The organism is Leisingera aquimarina DSM 24565 (assembly GCF_000473165.1).
GTDB lineage: Bacteria > Pseudomonadota > Alphaproteobacteria > Rhodobacterales > Rhodobacteraceae > Leisingera > Leisingera aquimarina.
The window spans coordinates 33,516-51,900 of sequence record NZ_AXBE01000013.1 but is presented as its reverse complement, the minus strand read 5'-3'; the positions used below and the strand labels follow the sequence as shown (position 1 = coordinate 51,900).

The following is an 18,385-nucleotide window of genomic DNA, read 5'->3' as shown; positions in this document are numbered from 1 at the left end:
CGATCAATTGCCGCAGCCCCGGCGGCGGCAGTTTCACCGCCACTGCAGCCCCAGAGCCGCACCTGTGCTGCATCAGCAATGCGGCCCCGCGCAGGATATACGGGTCTGATTAACGGATGCTGCAGGATCAGGAGCTTTTGCGCTCCGGGGCCGGCGGCTGGCAATAGCCCTCGACCCAGCGCTTGATCACCTGCCGCGCCGCCGCCTCGTCGCCGGAGGCCACCGCCTGGCGCAAGCTTCTGAGCAGCGCGGCCACTTCGATCTCCGACAGCACGGTTTCGCGGGCGCAGAAGATCTTCTGATGGCGGGTGTGGACCAGTTCCCCGGTCAGGGTCAGCTCCTCCTCCATCTTCTCGCCGGGGCGCATCCCGATGATCTCGATGGCGATATCGCCCTCCGGATGGTCTGTGTCGCGCACCGAATGGCCGGCACTTTCGATCACCTGGCGGGCCAGCTGCAGGATCGGCACCGGCTCGCCCATATCCAGCACAAAGACCTCGCCGCCTTCGGCCATGTCGCTGGCCTGCAGCACCAGCTGCACCGCCTCGCTGATGGTCATGAAGAAGCGGCGCACATTCGGGTCGGTGACCGTCACCGGGCCGCCGCGGCTGATCTGCTCCTGAAACAAGGGCACAACCGAGCCGCTTGATCCCAGCACATTGCCGAACCGCACCATGGTGAACACGGTTTTGCCGCCGAACCGGGTGGACAGATCCTGCACGATCAGCTCTGCCATCCGTTTGGAGGCGCCCATCACATTGGCCGGGTTCACCGCCTTGTCCGAAGAAATCAGGATGAAGCGTTCAACCCCTGCGCGCGCAGCGGCGCGGGCCAGGGTCTGGGTGCCAAAGACATTGTTGGCCAGGCCCGGCAGCGGGTTCGCCTCGACCAGCGGCACATGTTTATAGGCCGCCGCATGCAGCAGCACCTGCACCGCATGGGCATTCAGCACCATCCGTACCTGGCGCGGATCGGTCACCGATCCCAGCACCGGCACCAGATCGATGCCGGCAGCCTCGGCCAGCGGCCCCAGCTCCTGATGCACATTATAAAGCGCCAGTTCGCTGAGTTCGAACAGCACCAGTTTCGCAGGCCGGCAGGTCAGCACCTGGCGGCACAGCTCCGAGCCGATCGAGCCGCCCGCCCCCGAGACCAGCACCACCTTGCCCTGATAAGACCCTGCCGCCTCTTTCAGCGGCACATTGCGGGCCGCCCGGCCCAGAAAGGCCTGCGGCGCCACCGGCGTCAGCTTGTCGACCAGGGCTTCCTCGCCGATCAGCTGGGCAAAAGAGGGCAGCGCCTGCACTTCCAGCCCCAGCTTCTGCAGCCGCTGGGTGATCTGCGCCTGGCGAGGCTGGCCTTGCGACGGCATCGCCAAAAGCACCCGGCGGATCCCCCGCGCCTGGACAATCTCGGCAATCCGCGACGGTGCAAACACCGGCAGCCCGACCAGGGTCAGCCCCTGCAGCGAGGAATTGTCATCGGCAAAGGCCACCGGATCGATGCCGTCATGGGCTTTCAGCGCCTGCGCCAGCTGGGTGCCGGTATTGCCGGCCCCGTAGATCAGCACCCGGCAGCGCGGCTGGGCGCGGCGGTAGACCATCAGCACCATCTGCAGCATCGCCGCGCGCGCCACCACCATGAACAGGAAATAGCAGATCGCAAACACCACATGGGTGCCGGGGCCAAGCGCCGGGCCGAAAGCGGCAGCCAGCAGCGCCAGCACCAGCGCGGTGCCGCCCGCCAGAAGCGCGCTTTGCGCCGCGGCATGGCGTTCATAGGCGTTGAGCTGCACATGCGGCAGCCCCAGCCACAGCGCCAGCGCCGCCGCCGCGGCCATCACATACGGCAGCACCGGCAAGAGCGACGCAAGCGTGGTGAGCGCCGGATCCGGCAGCGGCTGCACCTCCAGGGTGAACAGCAGCGCCAGCGGCAAGAGCGCCAGGTCAGCGGCCAGAAAAACGTAGGACTTCTGCCTGCGCGAAAGCACACTGATCAGATTATACATGCCCGCCTGCCCTCAACTGCCATATGCAAATGCCTGCACTTTTTATCCTGTTATCGCCGTGGTCCTGCCCCGGGGGCCGCTTGTGCAGCCGGGCAGCAGGAAAAAATGACTTAACCGAAATTGCGCTGCAGAAAGACCCGCGGCGCGCGCTTTAAAACTCAAATCCTATCATAACCGGTTTTGCCTTTGATAACCGGTTTTGCTCTGCCGAAAAACCGCGGAACGGCGAAAAACCGCCGGTTTCGCCCTGCGATAGCCGCTGCTGTGCCACAATTGCCAGCCGGCCCCGGTCTGCCGCGCCATCACGGCGCCCGGAGAGGCCAAACAGACAGGCAACACAGGAATCAACCGCCTCGCGCACTACCCCCGGCGGAAAATATTGCCAATGGTCTGAAACACCAGATCGAAATCATAACACATGCTCTGATGGCGCTGATAAATCAGGTCCAGCCGCGCCTTCATCGGCACGCAGGTCCGGGTATAGACCGCATCGGTGTCTTCGGCGCTGGTGCAGCGCGCCAGCAGCGCGGCCTCGTGGCGGTGATAAGTGATCGAGGCCAGGCCGGTGACGCCGGGGCGCGATTTCAGCACCCTAGCGTAAAGCGCGGGGTTTGCCTCGACATACTGGCGCAAGGGCGGCCGCGGCCCGACAAAGGAAATATCCCCCTTCAGAATGTTCCACAGCTGCGGGAACTCATCCAGCCGTTTCGAGCGCAGCCAGGCGCCGGTCCTGGTGATGCGGGCCGATTTGTCGCCGCCCGAGACCCCGGTGTCCGTCTCCACCACCGTCATCGTCCGCAGCTTCCATAAGGCAAAGGGCTGCCCCGGGCCCTTCATCCGCTCAGCCACATAAAACAAGGGCCGCCCCTCCTGCCACAACAGCCAGCCCATCAAGAGCAGCAGGACAGGACCCAGCAGCAGGATCAGCAGGCTGGCAAAGAAAAGGTCGAAAATCCGTTTGCGCCAGGTCATCGGCAGCTCTGCTCCTTTTTGATATTCGGCTCTGATCAGGTGAAATACGGCTCTAAGGCAGCCCATTCCGCCGCCATCTGCGCCGGATCCGCCGGGACCAGGGCAAAGGGCAGCAGCGCCTGCAGCCGGGCGGTATCAAGGGCCACCTGCGGGATTGCACCGGCCGGCGCAGGGCGGGTGCCAAAGGGCCTGCCCGCCGCTTGCAGCAATGCCGCCATCTCCACCGCGCCGGGCTGCGCCACATTCAGCACGCGCGGCAAGACGGGCTGCGCCAGCAGCGCCGCCAGCACCCGCGCCAGCGCCTGCACCCCGATATAGCTGCGCCGCGGGCTGCTGCCATCGGCGAACCGGTCCAGGACAAACCCCTCCCGCCAGCCGCCAAGGATCGCGTCCAGCCCCGCAGTATTGCCGATCCGCAAGGCGCAGACCGGCACCCCCAGTTCCGTCCCAAGCGCGGCACAGCGCCGCTCCATCTCTGCCTTGGCCGCGCCATAGGCATTGGCGGGCTGCAGCGGCGCCGCCTCATCCAAGAGACCGCCCTGCGCGCCGTAAACCGCCGCCGACGAGGCCAGCAGCACCCGGCAGCCCGCCGCAGCGCCTGCCCGCACCGCCGCTTCGCCCAGGCGGATGTGGTCTTCCATGTCTGCGGTCCCCCCCGCCGGCCCGTGCCCCGGGACCGGCCCCGCCAGGCACAGCAGCGCCTCCGCCCCCTCTGCCAGATGCGCCAGCGCCTGCGGGTCCGCCAGCGGATCCAGGATGTGCCAATCGCCGCCCGCCCGCACATGCCCGTCCTGCGGGCGCCGCGCCTGCAGGCGCAAATGCAGCCCTTCAGGCGGGGCCAGCTGCATCAGCTGCCCGATCCGCCCTGTTGCGCCCAGAACCACTGCGGCGGGAATCCCCATGCTTGGCTGCCTGTTCCTGTTGACCCTCTCAACCAGCCCAGTATCCTTTGGCCGGACAAAAATCAAAGCGGTTCCCCCGGGCATAGATCCGGGCGGCGCCCCGAGCGCTTCGAATGGCAGGCACCCAATGCTGAAACTTCTCCCCTGGCTGGCCGCTGCCGGCCTGATCCTTCTGCCCGCAGCCTGCAGCCGCCTGCCCGGCGGTGCCCCGGCCAGCGAGGAGATCCTGAAAGAATCGGGCGAGGTCGATGCCAATTTCGCGCTGTATCAGGTGAACCGCTCGCTGCTGCCCACGGTGGCGGCCTGGCCTTCGACCGGCAAGCAGGAACGGCTCAATTGGCTGCGGGGCCACCAGGGCGCCAAAACCCAGATCATCCAGCCCGGCGACCTGCTGTCCTTGAGCATCTGGGACAGCAACGACAATTCGCTGCTGACCGCCGCCGAACAGAAGATGGTACAGCTGCAGGGCATGAAAGTGGCCGCCAACGGCTCTATCTTCATGCCCTATGTGGGCGATGTGAACGTGCTGGGGTTGACCCCGGATCTGGCGCGCAAGAAGCTGCAAGAGGCGCTGGAGCCTGTTGTGCCTTCCGCCCAGGTGCAGCTGGCGATGGCCGAAGGGCGCAACAATTCGGTGGATCTGGTCTCCGGCGTGGCCCAGCCCGGCACCTTTCCGATGCCGGACCGCAACTACACGGTGATGGGGCTGATCTCGGCCGGCGGCGGCATCAGCGCCAATCTCAACAACCCGCAGATCCGCCTGGTGCGCGGCCGCAGCATCTACGGCACCTCGGTCGACAACCTGCTGAACAACCCGCGTCTCGATACCCTGTTGCGCGGCGGCGACCGGGTCTTCGTCGAGGAGGATGAGCGCTATTTCCTCTCCTTCGGCGCCACCGGCGAGGAAGACCTGCACATCTTCACCAAGGATGAGATGTCGGCGATGGATGCGATGTCCGTCGCAGGCGGGTTCCAGGACGGCAAAGCCGATCCCAAGGGCCTGCTGATCCTGCGCGAATACCCCGCCGGCGCAATTGCGCCGGGCCAGCGCGGGCCGCGCCAGCAGCGGGTGGTGTTCTCGCTTGATCTCACCTCTGCCGACGGGTTGTTCTCGGCGCGCCAGTTCCAGATCAACCCGGGCGATCTGGTGATGGCCACCGAATCCCCGATCAACGATGCGCTGACCATCTCCAACATCTTCGGCAACTTCTTCGGCGTCTTCAGCCGCGCCAGCAATATCTGACCGGCGCCCGCGATGGTTTTCGACTTCCTTTCCAGGCTGCGGGCCGGCAAGACCCGCCCGGATCCCGGCACCGGACCTGAAACGGGGCCTGAACCCGCAACAGAGCCGCAAATCGGGCGCTGCGTCCTGATCCTTGGCATGCACCGCAGCGGCACCAGCGCACTGGCGGGCAGCTTCCGCGAGGCGGGTCTCTATATGGGCCGGGTGCTGGACCACAGTTTCGGCCTCAACCCCAAGGGGCTGCAGGAACCCTCGGCGCTGGTCTACATGCATGAGAACCTGCTGGAGGCCAATGGCGGCGCCTGGCACGAGCCGCCGGAACAGATCACCTGGCAGCCGCTGCACAGATCGGTGCGCGACCTGTTCATCGACTCGCGCCGGGGCCAGGGCGCCTGGGGCTTCAAAGAGCCGCGCACCCTGCTGGTGGCGCAGGAATGGATCGACGTGCTGCCCGATTGGACCGGTGCCGGCATCTTCCGCGACCCCCGCGAGGTGGCGCTGTCGATCCAGGGACGCAACGGCTTTGAGCTGGAGAAGGGCTTTGCCATCTGGAACGCCTATAACCGCAGCCTGCTGCAGCTGCACCGGACCCACGGCGTGCCGGTGATGGAGTTTGTCTCTGATCCCGAAGCGATGCGCCAAGGAATATCGCGGCTGATCGCCCATACCGGGCTGACCCCGCCCGCCGATCCTGCCTTCTTTGATGCCAGCATCCCGCGCAACAGCGGCAAGGCCCCGGATCTGCAGGTCCCGGCAGAGGTTGCACAGACCCTTGCCGCCCTGCGCGAGGCGGCCCGGGCGCCGTGACACCGGATGACACCGGGATGGCACCGGGACAGGTTCTTTCAACCCGCCTGTTTCCCAAGGGCCAGGGTGCCGATGCATGCCGGATCACCGGCCTGGCGGCGCGCTGCGACTGGGTTGTTCTGTCGGACTGGCAGCAACCGCAGATCCGGCTGGTGAAACAGCGCGCAGGCAGCCCCCGGCATATCTTCCTGTCGCTGCGCGCGCCCTTCCCTGCCCTGCTGCATTTCGCGCAAGCGGTGCTGCCGCAGCTTGCCGCCCCCTTCGTGCTGGTCAGCGGCTCCGAGGACATCACCCTGCCGCGCCAGACCGACCAGCGCTGGCGGCCCTACAACAGCGCCGAGCGCGCCGCCATTCAGGCCATCCTGGACAGCCCGCTGCTGATCCGCTGGTTTGCCGAAAACCTCGATGACGCCAGCCACCCCCGGATGGCGCCGCTGCCCTTGGGGCTGGTGTTTGGTGATGGCGCTGCGGACCAGCCGCTGGACTGGCCCGCAGTGCCGCCGCTGGCCGCGCGCCCGTTGCGGGTGCTGTGCGCGCACCGGACGCGCGAGGGGCCGCAATGGGAGGTCCGCCGCCAGGTCACGGCGCTGGCCCGCGGGCCCTGGCGCAGCTGGACCACGGTGGTGGAGGGTGAGGTGACGGAGGCGGAGTTCGAACAGCTGCTGCGCGCCCATGCCTTTGTGATCTGCGCGCAGGGCGGCGGGCTGGATCCCTCGCCCAAGGCCTGGGCGGCGCTGATCCAGGGCACGGTGCCGCTGATCCACGCCCCCAGCCTTGCCGGCGCCTACGGGCTTTTGCCGGCCATTCAGGTGCCGGGCTGGCTGCCGGGCAGTATCACAGCCGCCGGGCTGCAGCGCTGGCACGCCTGGGCCTGCCCGCGGATGGACGGCGCGGCGCGCGCCGCGCTGCGCCAGCGGCTGTCGCTGGACTATTGGTGGCGCCGCATTGCGGCGGCGGCGGAAGAGGCCGGCGCAGGCTGACGCCCCCTGCCCCGCGCCGCGGTTTTTCACTACCCGCAAGCAAAAAGGGCCCCCGAAGGGGCCCTTTTCTCTAGCTCTCTCAAAATCCTGTCTGGATTACAGGATCAGCCAGTCTGCCGGGTCTGCGGACTGCAGGTCGGCCAGGGCAATACCAGTGAACTGGATGGTCTGACCGGCAGTGATGAACAGGGTGGTGTTACCACCGGATTCGGTCATGCTGTCCAGAACATCGTCTGCATCGGCAAAGCCCAGAGCGGACAGGTCCACCAGCTGGTCAGCATCGTCCTGATCGAAGCCAATGATCTCATCGGAACCGCTGCCGCTTTCGAAGACGATGGTGCCTTTGGCGCCTGCGTTGAAGGTGAAGTCGTCATCACCTGCACCTGCATACAGGACGTTGTCACCGGTTGCGGTCGCCGCCAGGTCGACATCGTCGTCACCGCCACCATTGTAGACCACGTTCGCACCGGTGCCAACGATGTCGATATCGTTGCTGCCCGCGGTACCGCCGCCAAAGATGGTGTTGTTGCCGTTGCCGTTGATCAGGATGACGTCGTTGTCGTCATCGTTGCCGCCGTAGATGGTGTTGTTGCCGTCGCCATCGATTTGGATGTTGTCGAGGCCATCGGAACCGCCAATGGTGTTGGCGCCGGCACCGGTCACGTCGATGTCATCATTGTCATCGCCGCCCCAGACTGCGTTGTCGCCTGTGCCTGCAACGTCCAGATCGTCGGCACCTGCGCCGCCGCCGACGATGTTGTTGCCATCTGCGGTTGCTGCGATTTCGATGAGATCTGCACCTTCGCCGCCCCAAGCCTGGTTGGCGCCGTCGCCGTCGATGTCGATGTCATCGGCACCTGCGCCGCCAGCCACGATGTTGTCGCCGTCGCCGGTTACAACGATGGTATCGGCAGCATCGTCATCCGCACCGGCCCAAACGCGGTTGTCGCCCTGGTTCAGAGTGATGGTGTCGCCACCGGCACCGCCAACGATGGTGTCGTTGCCGTCACCGCTTTCCAGAACGTTCACAGCTGCGCTGCCGTTCAGGGTGAAGTCACCGGTTTCACCCGACAGATCGACGTTTGCACCGATGGAGCTGTTCAGGGTCACCTGAACGTCAACAGTGTTCAGATCACCGGAGTCATCTTCGGTCATTTCAACCGCCAGGACTTCGTCTTCCACTGCGCTGCCCGCCTCGATGGTGGACTGCTGGGCTGCAGTGTAGTTGAACTGCCACTCGCCTGCAGCGAAAGTGATCGCCACGGTACCGCCAGTTGCGGTGGTGTAGGTGTCACCGGCCGCATAGGTGGTGCCGTTGATGACGATGCCCGCTGCTTCGTTGAAGGTTGCGGTGCCGTCTGCAACGATGTCATCCGCATCGCCGGAACCGTCACCATCGTAGATGACGCCTTCGATGTCAGTTGCAGTGGTGGCAGCGTAATCGGTGCTGGTCAGGGTCTGGTCAAAGGCAAAGTACTGATCGACACCGCTGGTCAGGTCGATCACGAAATCGCCGGCGTTGGAGACTTCAACCTGTTCGATGTTGGTGATGGTCGCGGCAGTCATGGCCAGACCGTTAACTGCATCGCCGATACCAAAGGTCAGGTCGTCGCCATCCGCCAGGTCGGTGACCAGGGTGTCGGTGTCGTCGCCGCCGTCGATGGTGTCGCCCGCGTCATCCGGACCGGCCAGGCGGTCGTCGCCTGCTTCGCCGTTCACGTCATCCGCGCCGGCGCCGCCGTCAATGGTGTCGTCGCCAGCACCGCCAACGATGTCATCTGCGTCTGCGCCGCCGTCGATATCGTCATTGCCTGCGGCACCGTTGATAACGTCAGCGCCGGCCAGACCGGTGATAATGTCATCACCAGTGGTGCCCGAAATGGTATCCGCGACCTGTGTCCCGTTGAAAGTTGCCATACTCTTTAGTCTCCTGCTTGAGAGCTATCTTTTTTTCATCCAGAAAGCGCATTACCCCAAAAGGGCGCTTGCACCTCCGCTATCAGGCACTTTGCTTGTCTGTCAAGCACTGCTCCCGATGTGCCGCGCACCCGTATAGGGACTGTCACCAAAACTGCTCACTTTGCTGTCCCCCGACAGACGGCATTGAGGTTGCGGCGGCATTGCGCGCGGCCAATAAAACCGCTTTTTCTGCTGTCTTCAAGGGATTCCCGCCTGACGCAGCGCCCCCTGCGCCAGAGGCCCGGAGTGCGGCGCAAGGGCAACAGAAACGCCCTCCGGAGTGTTAATAAATGGTAAAAATGTGGATAAGTTTGCAACCGGGGTACGGTTTTCCGGACCTTATCCACAGGCGGGGCGGTTTGGCGATTCTGCTACCTCTTTAGAGGTAGGCAGCGCCCGGACCGGCGGAACACCGCCGCGCGGACTCGCGCTGCTGACACAACCGCAGCCTGCCGCTCCTGCGCCGGCCGGGCCCGCATTCGGGGCTTGGGTTTTGCCGCGTTAGAGCCTAGGAACGGCCCACCCCAGGCACGGCTGCGGGCCGCGCAACCAGAGGAGAAGGCGATGCCGGAGCATCGGTGCGGACAGGTCGCAAAGACCGTTTTCATCATCACCTACGGGCGCTCGGGCTCGACGCTGCTGCAGAACATGCTGAACGCGCTGCCGGGCTGTGTGCTGCGCGGCGAGAATGCCAATCTGCTGGCGCCGCTGGTGCGCGCCTGGCACGGGCTGCAGCAGTCGGAACAGGCGGCCTCGATGCGGGCGCGCGGCGCCCCTTCCGGCCCGCATCAGCCCTGGTACGGCTATGAGGCGATCGAGGCGGACCGCTTTGGCCAGGCGCTTGCCGATAGCTTCCTGCGCACGGTGCTGCGGCCGGAGCCGGACACCCGGGTTCTGGGCTTCAAGGAGATCCGCTGGCACGAGGATCCGGCGCTGTTTGAGCCGATGCTGGCGTTCCTGCAGCGCTACATGCCGGATGCGCATTTCGTCTTCAACACCCGCGATCACGCCGAGGTGCGCAATTCCGGCTGGTGGCGCAATATGGGCCGCGCCGCGGTGCTGGAGCAGCTGGAGAGCGCAGAGGCCTTGTACAGCCGCTGGCAGGCGGCCCACCCGCACAGCTGCCTGGCGATGCACTATAATGACTATGCCAAGGACCCCGAAGCCTGGCGGCCTCTGTTTGCCTTCCTGGACGAGACGTTCGACCCGGAGCTGGTGGAGGCGGTGCTGGGCCGCAAGCTGCTGCATATGAAATGGCAGAAACCGGCCCAAAAGCCCTGATCAGAGCCGGATCAGGCCCCTGACCCGCCCCCAGAGCCATCCCTGGATCCGGCAGTGTCCGCTGCGTCCGCAGGCAGGTCCCACTCCGCCCAGTCTGCGTCCAGGCGCCGCCGCTCCTTGGTGGTCAGCCCCGGCATCGCCAAGAGCCCGTGCCCCTGGGAAATATCCATGAGCTCCAGCCGCTGGGCATAGATGGCATGGCCCACGCAGGCATCCTCCAGCCCGACCGCGGGCATCGCCAGGAATTCCTTCATCGCCAGATACATGTAGCCGCAGGCGGCCAGCCCCTCCCGGCCCAGCACATAACCGTAGCCGCCCGCTGCATAATCCCGCGGCAGCGGGTACTGATAGCCGCGCGTCTCCATCACCGGATCGGCGCATTTGCCCAGATGCCAGCCATGCCACTGGTCCTGATGGCGCCGGGTGCCGACCCGCCGCCCGGCAAGGGCCGCGCCCTTGTCCGCCACCCGGTCCAGGCAGGCGGCAAAGCGGGCCGCGTCCTGCATCAGGATATTGTCGTCGATTTTAACAACCAGCGCCGGGGCGGTCAGCAGATCCAGCAGCATGTAGGCGTAAAACAGTTTCTGATGCAGCCCTTCATAGGTGTCGGGGGCGGGCACCTGCAGCACCTGCCCGTCATAGCCGAACGACAAGCCCGTGTCCTGCTCCGGGCGCGGCTCACGGGCGCCCAGCAGGATGATGTGGTGATAGCCGTCCTGCCCCAGCCCGGCAAAAGACGCCACGCTCTGCTGCGACTCCTGCAGCCGCGGATGGCAGCTGGTGTGCAGGATCACCCGCTTGCCCGCGCAGTCGGCCCGCAGGCGCTGCGCCGGCTCAGGCGCTGCAAGCTCCAGCAGCCGGGCCAGGAACGCGGGCAGATGCGTGTTGCGGGGAAACAGCGAAAACACATCGCGCATCTGCCCGAACCGGGCGCAGAGCGCCGCCGCTTCCGCCGCTTCCGTCAGCGCTTCCAGCTGCTCCAGATGCGCTTCGGCGCTGCGCACCGCAAAGCGCAGATTGTAATACATCGGCCGCTCCCAGCGCTGCCGCCGCGGCACCCGCGCAATCAGTTCGGCCTGGGATTGCGAAAACTCTTCCACCATTGCCCGGCTCTGCGCCAGCAGCTCCTCACGGGCCGCCAGCAGATCCTGCCGTGCCTTGCTGCGCGCTTGTTCCGCGAAAAAACCGGCCACCCGGTCGTCCCGCATCAGATCGCCGCGCAACAGGCCGATCTCCTGCTCTTCCGGTGCCACTGCCAGATCGCGCCAGAAACGCTCCACCGCGCCGGTCTCCAGCCCGTCATACTGACTGCGCCAAGTGGCGCCGGCGCCCGGCGGCAGGGCGGTGTTGCGGCTGTAGGCTGCGCCGCCCAGACGGATCTTGTCCTTATACTGCGCCAGCCCCCGGCAGGGGTAATGCAGAATGCGGATCCGCCCCTGCCCCGCGCTGGCATGGCCCGGCACATGAGCAACGCTGTGATTGCCCTGCGCCACCTCCGCAATTTCCGACGCCCGGTGCAGCACCTTGCCGGGCAGCGGCTTGCCCTCGCCATTGCGGCTTTCGCGCTCGAACACAACCGCCATCCGGGGGCCGCAGCGCCCGCCCAGCAGATCGCCCGGCAGCGCCGGCACCACTGCATTATGGCGCGGCACGATCACTGTTCCGGTCGCCTCCGGCAGCGATGCGCAAAAGGCGCGCAGATCGCCGCGGGCCGGCAGCCAGAACTCATCCGCATCATTGTTGATGACCCAATCCGCCTGATGCTCTGCCGCCGCCTTGCGCGCCATTGCCGTGACCCATTCCCGCTGATTGTAGTCATCAGCAGGCTGGTGCAGGTATTCGATATCGATCTCCTGCGACAGCTCCCGGATCAGCTCCGGCGTGGCATCGGTGGACAGATTGTCCATCACGATGAAGCTGCTGACCCCCATGGCATGATGGAACCGGATGTTGTCCTCCAGGATGTCCGCTTCATTGCGCACCAGCAGCGTCATCGTGAGCTTGGGATATGTCAACGGTTCAGCCTCCGGTCTGCTGCGCATCGGGCCATCCCGGGCCCGCGCCCGGGGCCACCCCCTCCCCGGTTCAATGCCGCGTTTCCCCCCGGAAGGCCAGCCCTGCTGCCGCAGCCGGGGCCGGCCTTGGCGAAAACCGGATTGCATGCCCCCCGGTTTACCGCATAGATGCAGCCGTCCCGCGGCCTCCCGGACCGGGCGCAGATCCTGACATAAGCCCCTGGCACCCCGCTGCCGCAAGACAGGCATCCCCGACCATGAATAAAAGCATTTATAAGAGCGGTTATGACGAGCTCCGGGCGGTGCGGCGGCAGAGCCGGGGGCTGTACTGGTTCACCGGCATCTTCAGCTTTTTTGTGAACCTGCTGATGCTGACCGGGCCTCTGTATATGATGCAGGTCTATGACCGGGTGCTGGGCAGCCGGTCGGAGGCGACGCTGCTGGCGCTGTCGCTGCTGGTGGTGTTCCTCTACGGCATGATGGGGTTTCTGGATTACGCCCGCGGCCGGATCATGGCGCGGGTCGGGGCGCGGCTGCAGGCGGCGCTGGACCACCGGGTGTTCGATGCGATGATCCGGCGCTCGGCGGTGGCGCAGGATCCGGCGGCGCAGACCGGGCTGCAGGATCTGGAATCGGTGCAGCGGCTGATCTCCTCGCCGGTGCTGACCGCCGCCTTCGACTTGCCCTGGACGCCAATCTTTCTGGCCGGCATTGCCCTGTTCCACCCCTGGCTGGGCCTGCTGGCGCTGGCGGGCGGCGCGGTGCTGGTGATGATTGCCGTGCTCAACCAGCTGTTCACCAGGCTGCCGGTGCAAAAGGCCAATATGACCGGCCACAAGGCCAATCTGATGTCCGAGGAGATCCGCAACGAGGCCGAGATGATCCAGTCGATGGGCATGCGCGGCGCTGCTTTCGGGCGCTGGAAGCAAGGCCGCGATGCGGCGCTCACCGACAGTGTGACGGCCAATGACACCGGCGGCGGCTTCACCACGCTGACCAAGACGCTGCGGCTGTTCCTGCAGTCGGCGATGCTGGGCCTGGGCGCCTATCTGGTGCTGCAGGGCGAGGTGACGCCGGGGGCGATGATTGCGGGCTCCATCCTGATGGGCCGCGCCCTGGCGCCGATCGAGCTGGGCCTGGGCCAATGGGCGATGGTGCAGCGGGCGCTGAAGGGCTGGCACAGCCTGGCCGAGCTGCTGGCCAAAGTGCCGGAGGAGGCCGAGCGCACGGCGCTGCCGAAGCCCAAGGCGCTCTTGGATGTGCAGGGCATGGCGGTGGTGCCGCCGGGCAGCAAGACGCCGCTGTTGCGCAACGTGAATTTCCGGGTGCAGCCGGGCCAGGCGATCGGGGTGATCGGGCCGTCCGGTTCCGGCAAATCGACCCTGGCGCGGGCGCTGACCGGGGTCTGGGCGCCGGCCGCGGGCTCGGTGCGGCTGGACGGGGCGGCGCTGGATCAATACGCGCCGGATGTGCTGGGCGGCCATATCGGCTATCTGCCGCAGCGGGTGCAGGTGTTTGACGGCACCATTGCCCAGAACATCGCCCGGCTGCAGCAGCAGCCCGATGCCGAAAAGGTGGTGGATGCCGCCAAAAAGGCCGCCGCCCATGAGATGATCCTGAAACTGCCCGAAGGCTATGACACCAAGGTCACCGCCACCGGCGGGCGGCTGTCGGGCGGCCAGATGCAGCGGGTCGGCCTGGCCCGGGCGCTTTATGCCGATCCGGTGATCGTGATCCTGGACGAGCCGAACTCCAACCTCGACAACGAAGGCTCGGTCGCGCTCAATCAGGCGATCAAGCAGATCAAGGCCGAAGGGCGCTCGGTGCTGATCATGGCGCACAGGCCCGCGGCGATCCAGGAATGCGACATGCTTCTGGTGATCGACAAGGGCACCCAGACCGCCTTTGGCCCCAAGGACAAGGTGCTGCAGGAAATGGTCGCCAACCACCAGAACATCCGCCAGGCCACTGGCACAGGAGGCGTGCGATGAGCGGGCAAAGCAACTGGCCCGCACGGCGGCCGCTGATCATCGGCCTCCTGGCGCTGCTGGTGCTGGTGGGCGGCTTCGGCTCCTGGTCGGTGCTGTCGTCGATTTCCGGCGCGGTGGTGGCGACGGGGCGCATCGAGGTCGACCGCAACCGCCAGATCGTGCAGCATCTGGACGGCGGCATCGTTGCCGAGATCCTGGTTGACGAGGGCGACACGGTGGCCGAAGGCGCCACGCTGATCCGGCTGGATGCCAATGAGCTGACCTCGCAGCTGGTGATCACCGAGGGCCAGCTGTTCGAGCTGATGGCGCGCCGCGGCCGGCTGGAAGCCGAGCGCGACACCGCCGCCGCGATCACCTTTGAGCCGGAGCTGCTGCAGGCGGCTGAAGTGCAGCCGGATGTCAGCGATCTGGTGCAGGGTCAGCGCCGCCTGTTCCAGGCCCGCAAGGACACCACCGCCCGCGAGATCGAGCAGCTGGAGAAGCGCCGCACCCAGATCCAGGAGCAGATCCGCGGCGTCGAGGCGCAGCAGACCTCGATGAATGTGCAGCTTGAGCTGATCGGCGAGGAGCTGGAGAGCCAGCAATCGCTCCTGGACCGCGGGCTGGCGCAGGCGGCGACGGTGCTGAACCTGCGCCGCACCCAGGCCGACCTGCAGGGCCGGCTGGGTGAGCTGGTGGCCTCGGAAGCGCAGTCCGAGGGCCGCATCACCGAGATCGACATCGAGATCCTGAAGCTGGCCACCAGCCAGCGCGAGGAGGCGATCAGCCGGTTGCGCGACCTGCGCTACCAGGAGCTGGAGCTGGCCGAAAACCGCCGCTCGCTGCAGGGCCGCCTGGCGCGGCTGGACATCACCGCGCCGGTTTCCGGCATTGTCTACGGGCTGCAGGTGCAGACGCCGCGCTCGGTGATCCGCCCCGCGGATCCGGTTTTGTACCTGGTGCCGCAGGACCGGCCCCTGGTGATTGCGGCGCAGGTGGCGCCGACCGATATCGACCAGCTGTACACCGGCCAGGAGGTCACTTTGCGGTTCTCGGCGCTGGATCAGCGCTCGACGCCCGAACTCTTTGGCCATGTCACCCAGGTCTCGGCGGATTCCTTTGAGGATCAGGGCAGCGGCATCTCTTATTACCGCGCCGAGATCGAGCTCAACCCCGGCGAGCGCGGCCGCCTGCCTGCGGGCACCGTGCTGATTCCGGGGATGCCGGTGGAAAGCTACATCCGCACCGCCGACCGCTCGCCGCTGGCCTATCTGGTCAAACCGCTCGCGGATTATTTCAACAAGGCCTTCCGCGAAAGCTGACGGCGCTCTGAAACCGGCGCGGTTTCAGACCATGAAAAATCGATTTTTCATGGCCGTTTCCCTGGCCGGGAAACGGCGCCCGGCTCTCAGCAAAACCAAGAGTGCGCAAAGCCGCGCAGGCGCTTGCATCCGGCGGCAGGGCTTGGCAAGCATGCACCCATGAAAATCCTGTTTGTGCATCAGAACATGCCCGGCCAATACCGGGAGCTTGCGCCCTGGCTGGCGGCGCAAGGCGGCCATGAAATTGTGTTCCTCACCCAGCGCAAGGACGTGCAGCTGAAGGGGATCAGAACCGTTACCTACCAACCCTTCCGCAGCCCCGCCAAAGATGCCTTCGGCCTTTCCAAGGACTGGGAGGCGGCGGCGGGCGCAGGTCTTGGCGCGGCGCTGGCGGCGCGGCAGCTGCGCGATGCGGGCTTCACCCCCGACATCATCCTTGGCCACACCGGCTGGGGCGAATTGCTGTTCATCAAGGACGCCTACCCGGATGTGCCCGTCATCGGTTTTTTCGAGTATTTCTACCGCACCTCCGGCGGGCTGGTCGGCTTTGATCCGGAAAACCCGGCCAATGATCAGGCCTATTTCTTTGCCGAGGCGCGCAACACGGTGCCTTATGCCAGCATCGAACTGGTTGATCAGGGCCATGTGCCCACCGCCTGGCAGCGCGACCGCTTCCCCGCCAGCTTTCATGACCGGATGTATCTGTGCCATGACGGCATCCGCACCGACAAACTGGGACCGGACCCGGAGGCCACGGTTGGTCTGGGGCGGCTGGACCGCCCCCTCAGCCGCGAAGACGAGGTGGTGACCTATATTGCCCGCAACATGGAGCGCGCCCGCGGTTTCCACATCATGATGCGCGCGCTGCCCCGGATTCAGGCGCAGCGGCCCAATGCGCGGGTGCTGATGATCGGCGGCAATGACACCTCTTATGGCGCTGAAAGCAAACATCCCGGCGGGCTGCGCGGCGAGATGGAGGATGAGCTGGGCGATAGCGTCGACTGGAGCCGGGTGCATTTCCTCGGCAAGGTTCCCTATGACGACCTCACCCGGATCATCCAGATCAGCCGCTGCCATATCTATCTGACGATGCCCTTTGTGCTCAGCTGGTCGCTGCTGGAAGCGATGGCGATGCAGGCCACGGTGGTGGCGGCGGATGTGGCGCCGGTGCGCGAGGCGATTGCCCATAATGAGACCGGCCTGCTGGTCGATTTCTTCTCCCCCGAAAAGCTCGCCGATCAGGTGGCGGATGTGCTGGCCAAGCCCGCGGATTACGCCCATATCGGCCCGGCCGCCCGCGCCCATGTGGTGGAGAAGTATGATTTCCTGACCCGCTGCCTGCCGGAGCATATCGCCCAGATCAATGCGCTCGTGCCGAAGGCACGGCACATAAAGATTTAGCCAAAGGCACGGCAAATCAAAATCCAGCCGCTGGCACCGCAAATGAGCCGCAGCCGGAGGCATGAAAACAGGCTCTAACACGGCCGCTTCCGGCATGTTCAGCCCAACCGGCGCTGCTGAGCGGTCCTCAAGACGTTTCGAACAGCCTTGGCAAAAGTTTTCGAAAACTTTTGCGCCCGCCCGGGGCGGTGCTGCCTGCTGCCGTCAGTGGCGGCGCAGGTCCGCTGCCTGCGGCGGCAGTTTCTCCGAGGCCCAAAGTGCGGCCTGGGTGCGGTTCTTGGCGCCGATCTTGCGGAAACAGGTGCGCAGATGCACTTTCACCGTGGCCTCGCAGATGCCCAGCTCATTGGCGATGCTCTTGTTGGTGGCGCCCTCGGTGAGCTTGGCCAGGATCAGCTGTTCGCGGTCCGACAGGCCATGCCCGTTATCAGACCCGTTATCAGGCCCGTTCCGGTACCCGTTGCGCCGCGGCTGCACCGTCATCCGGGCGGCCGCCTCTCCCGCTGTTGCCCCGGGCAGCACAATCCGGTAGCCGTCCTGCACCACCTGCAGCGCCGCAATCAGCGCATCGGCCGATTTGCGTTCCGGGATCACCGCCTCGGCATATTGGCTCAGTTCCGCCTGGACCGCGGACGGGCATTGATCGCCGGTGATCAGGATCAGATACGCCCCGCCCTTATGGGCGCGGAAGGCCCGCAGCTCCGCCTCCAGCGCCTCCCCGGCGCCATGGCTGTAGAACAGAACCAGGTCCTTTGCCGGCAGCGGCGGCAAGTCCGCCAGGCTGCCGCAGCAGTGCCCGGTCTCATAGTCATGTGCTTCACAGATGGCCAGAAACATGTCCCTGAGAAGCCTGCTTTCCCCCACAATATGGACAGGCATCAATAAACTCCTTTACTCGTAACACCAGCCGGATCTTCATCCGGCCCCGTCCCTCCAGGCGCGCACTGTTGCAGCCGCCTGCCCCCCGCAGACGGCCTTTATTGCAATGCGCTGCCGCTCCCTGGAACACAGTTCACCCGCCTGCTGCCGTCTTGGCCCCGGCGGCGCTGTGCACCACCGTTTCCGGATCGTGATAAAAACAGAACATGCCCGGGAAAAACCTCTTGGGCCGGGCTGCGCAGACGGGTGTCCAAACACTTCTGATGCGCATTGCTGTGGATAAATCGTAGCGAATCCAGCCCATTTTGTTAAGAAACTTCCCCTCCCGGTGCAGTGCTTTGCGCCGCCGCCGCGCCGCCTGCGGGACCGGTGTCCGCCTTACAGGCTTGTTTTCGCACATTTTCTGCGGAATACGCCCTACGCCATTGGCAGTGTTCCCAATGAGGAAACGATGTGTTTTCAGGATGGAATTCACAATTTAAGGAGTTATTTCTTCACATTGAAACAACCCAAGATTACTTGATTCGATCACCCTGCACCAAGCGGCTACCCCCTTGGTGGTATTCTGCAGCCGCCGTCCGGCCTCCGCCCGCCGTCGTTCCGGCCTTTGGCGTACCCCCTCTGCCCGGTTTGACACAGCGGCCGG

At 65.6% G+C, this 18,385-nt stretch carries 13 protein-coding genes; 7 read left to right on the top strand and 6 right to left on the bottom strand.

Translation table 11 applies throughout. The annotated features are described in order from the left end of the window. Positions 1-127 precede the first annotated feature (127 nt). The 3 genes from AQUI_RS0102560 to AQUI_RS0102545 all read right to left on the bottom strand — a co-directional run bounded on the left by AQUI_RS0102560 (position 128) and on the right by AQUI_RS0102545 (position 3,882). A complete protein-coding gene (locus AQUI_RS0102560) occupies positions 128-2,008 on the bottom strand; it encodes a polysaccharide biosynthesis protein (protein ID WP_027256112.1) in 1,881 nt (626 codons plus the stop codon). A 360-nt stretch (positions 2,009-2,368) separates the two neighbouring features. Further along, the gene (locus tag AQUI_RS0102550; protein ID WP_027256110.1) at positions 2,369-2,980 is read right to left on the bottom strand and encodes a sugar transferase; all 612 of its coding nucleotides are present in this window, start codon (positions 2,978-2,980) and stop codon (positions 2,369-2,371) included. A gap of 35 nt (positions 2,981-3,015) precedes the next feature. Further along, positions 3,016-3,882, bottom strand: a complete 867-nt coding sequence (locus AQUI_RS0102545) for an NAD-dependent epimerase/dehydratase family protein (protein WP_027256109.1) — start codon at positions 3,880-3,882, stop codon at positions 3,016-3,018. 127 nt (positions 3,883-4,009) lie between these two features. On the opposite strand from AQUI_RS0102545, the gene AQUI_RS0102540 reads away from it, so the two are divergent. The 3 genes from AQUI_RS0102540 to AQUI_RS0102530 are packed head-to-tail and all read left to right on the top strand — an operon-like array spanning position 4,010 to position 6,912. Beyond that, positions 4,010-5,125, top strand: a complete 1,116-nt coding sequence (locus AQUI_RS0102540) for a polysaccharide biosynthesis/export family protein (protein ID WP_027256108.1) — start codon at positions 4,010-4,012, stop codon at positions 5,123-5,125. 12 nt (positions 5,126-5,137) lie between these two features. Beyond that, entirely contained in the window at positions 5,138-5,932 is a 795-nt protein-coding gene (locus tag AQUI_RS29105; protein ID WP_051371782.1) for a sulfotransferase family protein, read from the top strand. Continuing rightward, positions 5,929-6,912 carry a hypothetical protein gene (locus AQUI_RS0102530; RefSeq protein ID WP_027256107.1) on the top strand — a complete coding sequence of 328 codons (984 nt, stop codon included), beginning with the start codon at positions 5,929-5,931 and terminating at the stop codon, positions 6,910-6,912. Before AQUI_RS29105 ends, AQUI_RS0102530 begins: the two co-directional genes overlap by 4 nt. A gap of 96 nt (positions 6,913-7,008) precedes the next feature. On the opposite strand, the gene AQUI_RS0102525 is transcribed toward AQUI_RS0102530, so the two are convergent. Continuing rightward, entirely contained in the window at positions 7,009-8,829 is a 1,821-nt protein-coding gene (locus AQUI_RS0102525) for a beta strand repeat-containing protein (RefSeq protein WP_027256106.1), read from the bottom strand. Positions 8,830-9,435: 606 nt separating this feature from the next. Here AQUI_RS0102525 and AQUI_RS26985 point away from each other — a divergent pair. After that, the gene (locus AQUI_RS26985) at positions 9,436-10,152 is read left to right on the top strand and encodes a sulfotransferase (RefSeq protein WP_051371781.1); all 717 of its coding nucleotides are present in this window, start codon (positions 9,436-9,438) and stop codon (positions 10,150-10,152) included. 11 nt (positions 10,153-10,163) lie between these two features. Here AQUI_RS26985 and AQUI_RS0102515 read toward each other — a convergent pair whose 3' ends face one another. Then, positions 10,164-12,194, bottom strand: a complete 2,031-nt coding sequence (locus tag AQUI_RS0102515; RefSeq protein WP_211235990.1) for a glycosyltransferase family 2 protein — start codon at positions 12,192-12,194, stop codon at positions 10,164-10,166. 230 nt (positions 12,195-12,424) lie between these two features. Between AQUI_RS0102515 and AQUI_RS0102510 the strand changes: the two genes are divergently transcribed. The 3 genes from AQUI_RS0102510 (at position 12,425) to AQUI_RS0102500 (ending at position 16,860) form a co-directional block, all read left to right on the top strand. Then, positions 12,425-14,158: a type I secretion system permease/ATPase gene (locus AQUI_RS0102510; protein WP_027256104.1), complete on the top strand. Its 1,734-nt coding sequence runs from the start codon at positions 12,425-12,427 to the stop codon at positions 14,156-14,158. Then, complete coding sequence (locus AQUI_RS0102505) at positions 14,155-15,459, top strand: HlyD family type I secretion periplasmic adaptor subunit (RefSeq protein ID WP_027256103.1); 1,305 nt, start codon at positions 14,155-14,157, stop codon at positions 15,457-15,459. The genes AQUI_RS0102510 and AQUI_RS0102505 overlap by 4 nt, the downstream gene beginning before the upstream one ends. 159 nt (positions 15,460-15,618) lie before the next feature. Continuing rightward, entirely contained in the window at positions 15,619-16,860 is a 1,242-nt protein-coding gene (locus AQUI_RS0102500; protein WP_027256102.1) for a glycosyltransferase family 4 protein, read from the top strand. A gap of 204 nt (positions 16,861-17,064) precedes the next feature. Here AQUI_RS0102500 and AQUI_RS26980 read toward each other — a convergent pair whose 3' ends face one another. After that, a complete protein-coding gene (locus AQUI_RS26980; protein ID WP_051371780.1) occupies positions 17,065-17,739 on the bottom strand; it encodes a helix-turn-helix transcriptional regulator in 675 nt (224 codons plus the stop codon). Positions 17,740-18,385 lie beyond the last annotated feature (646 nt).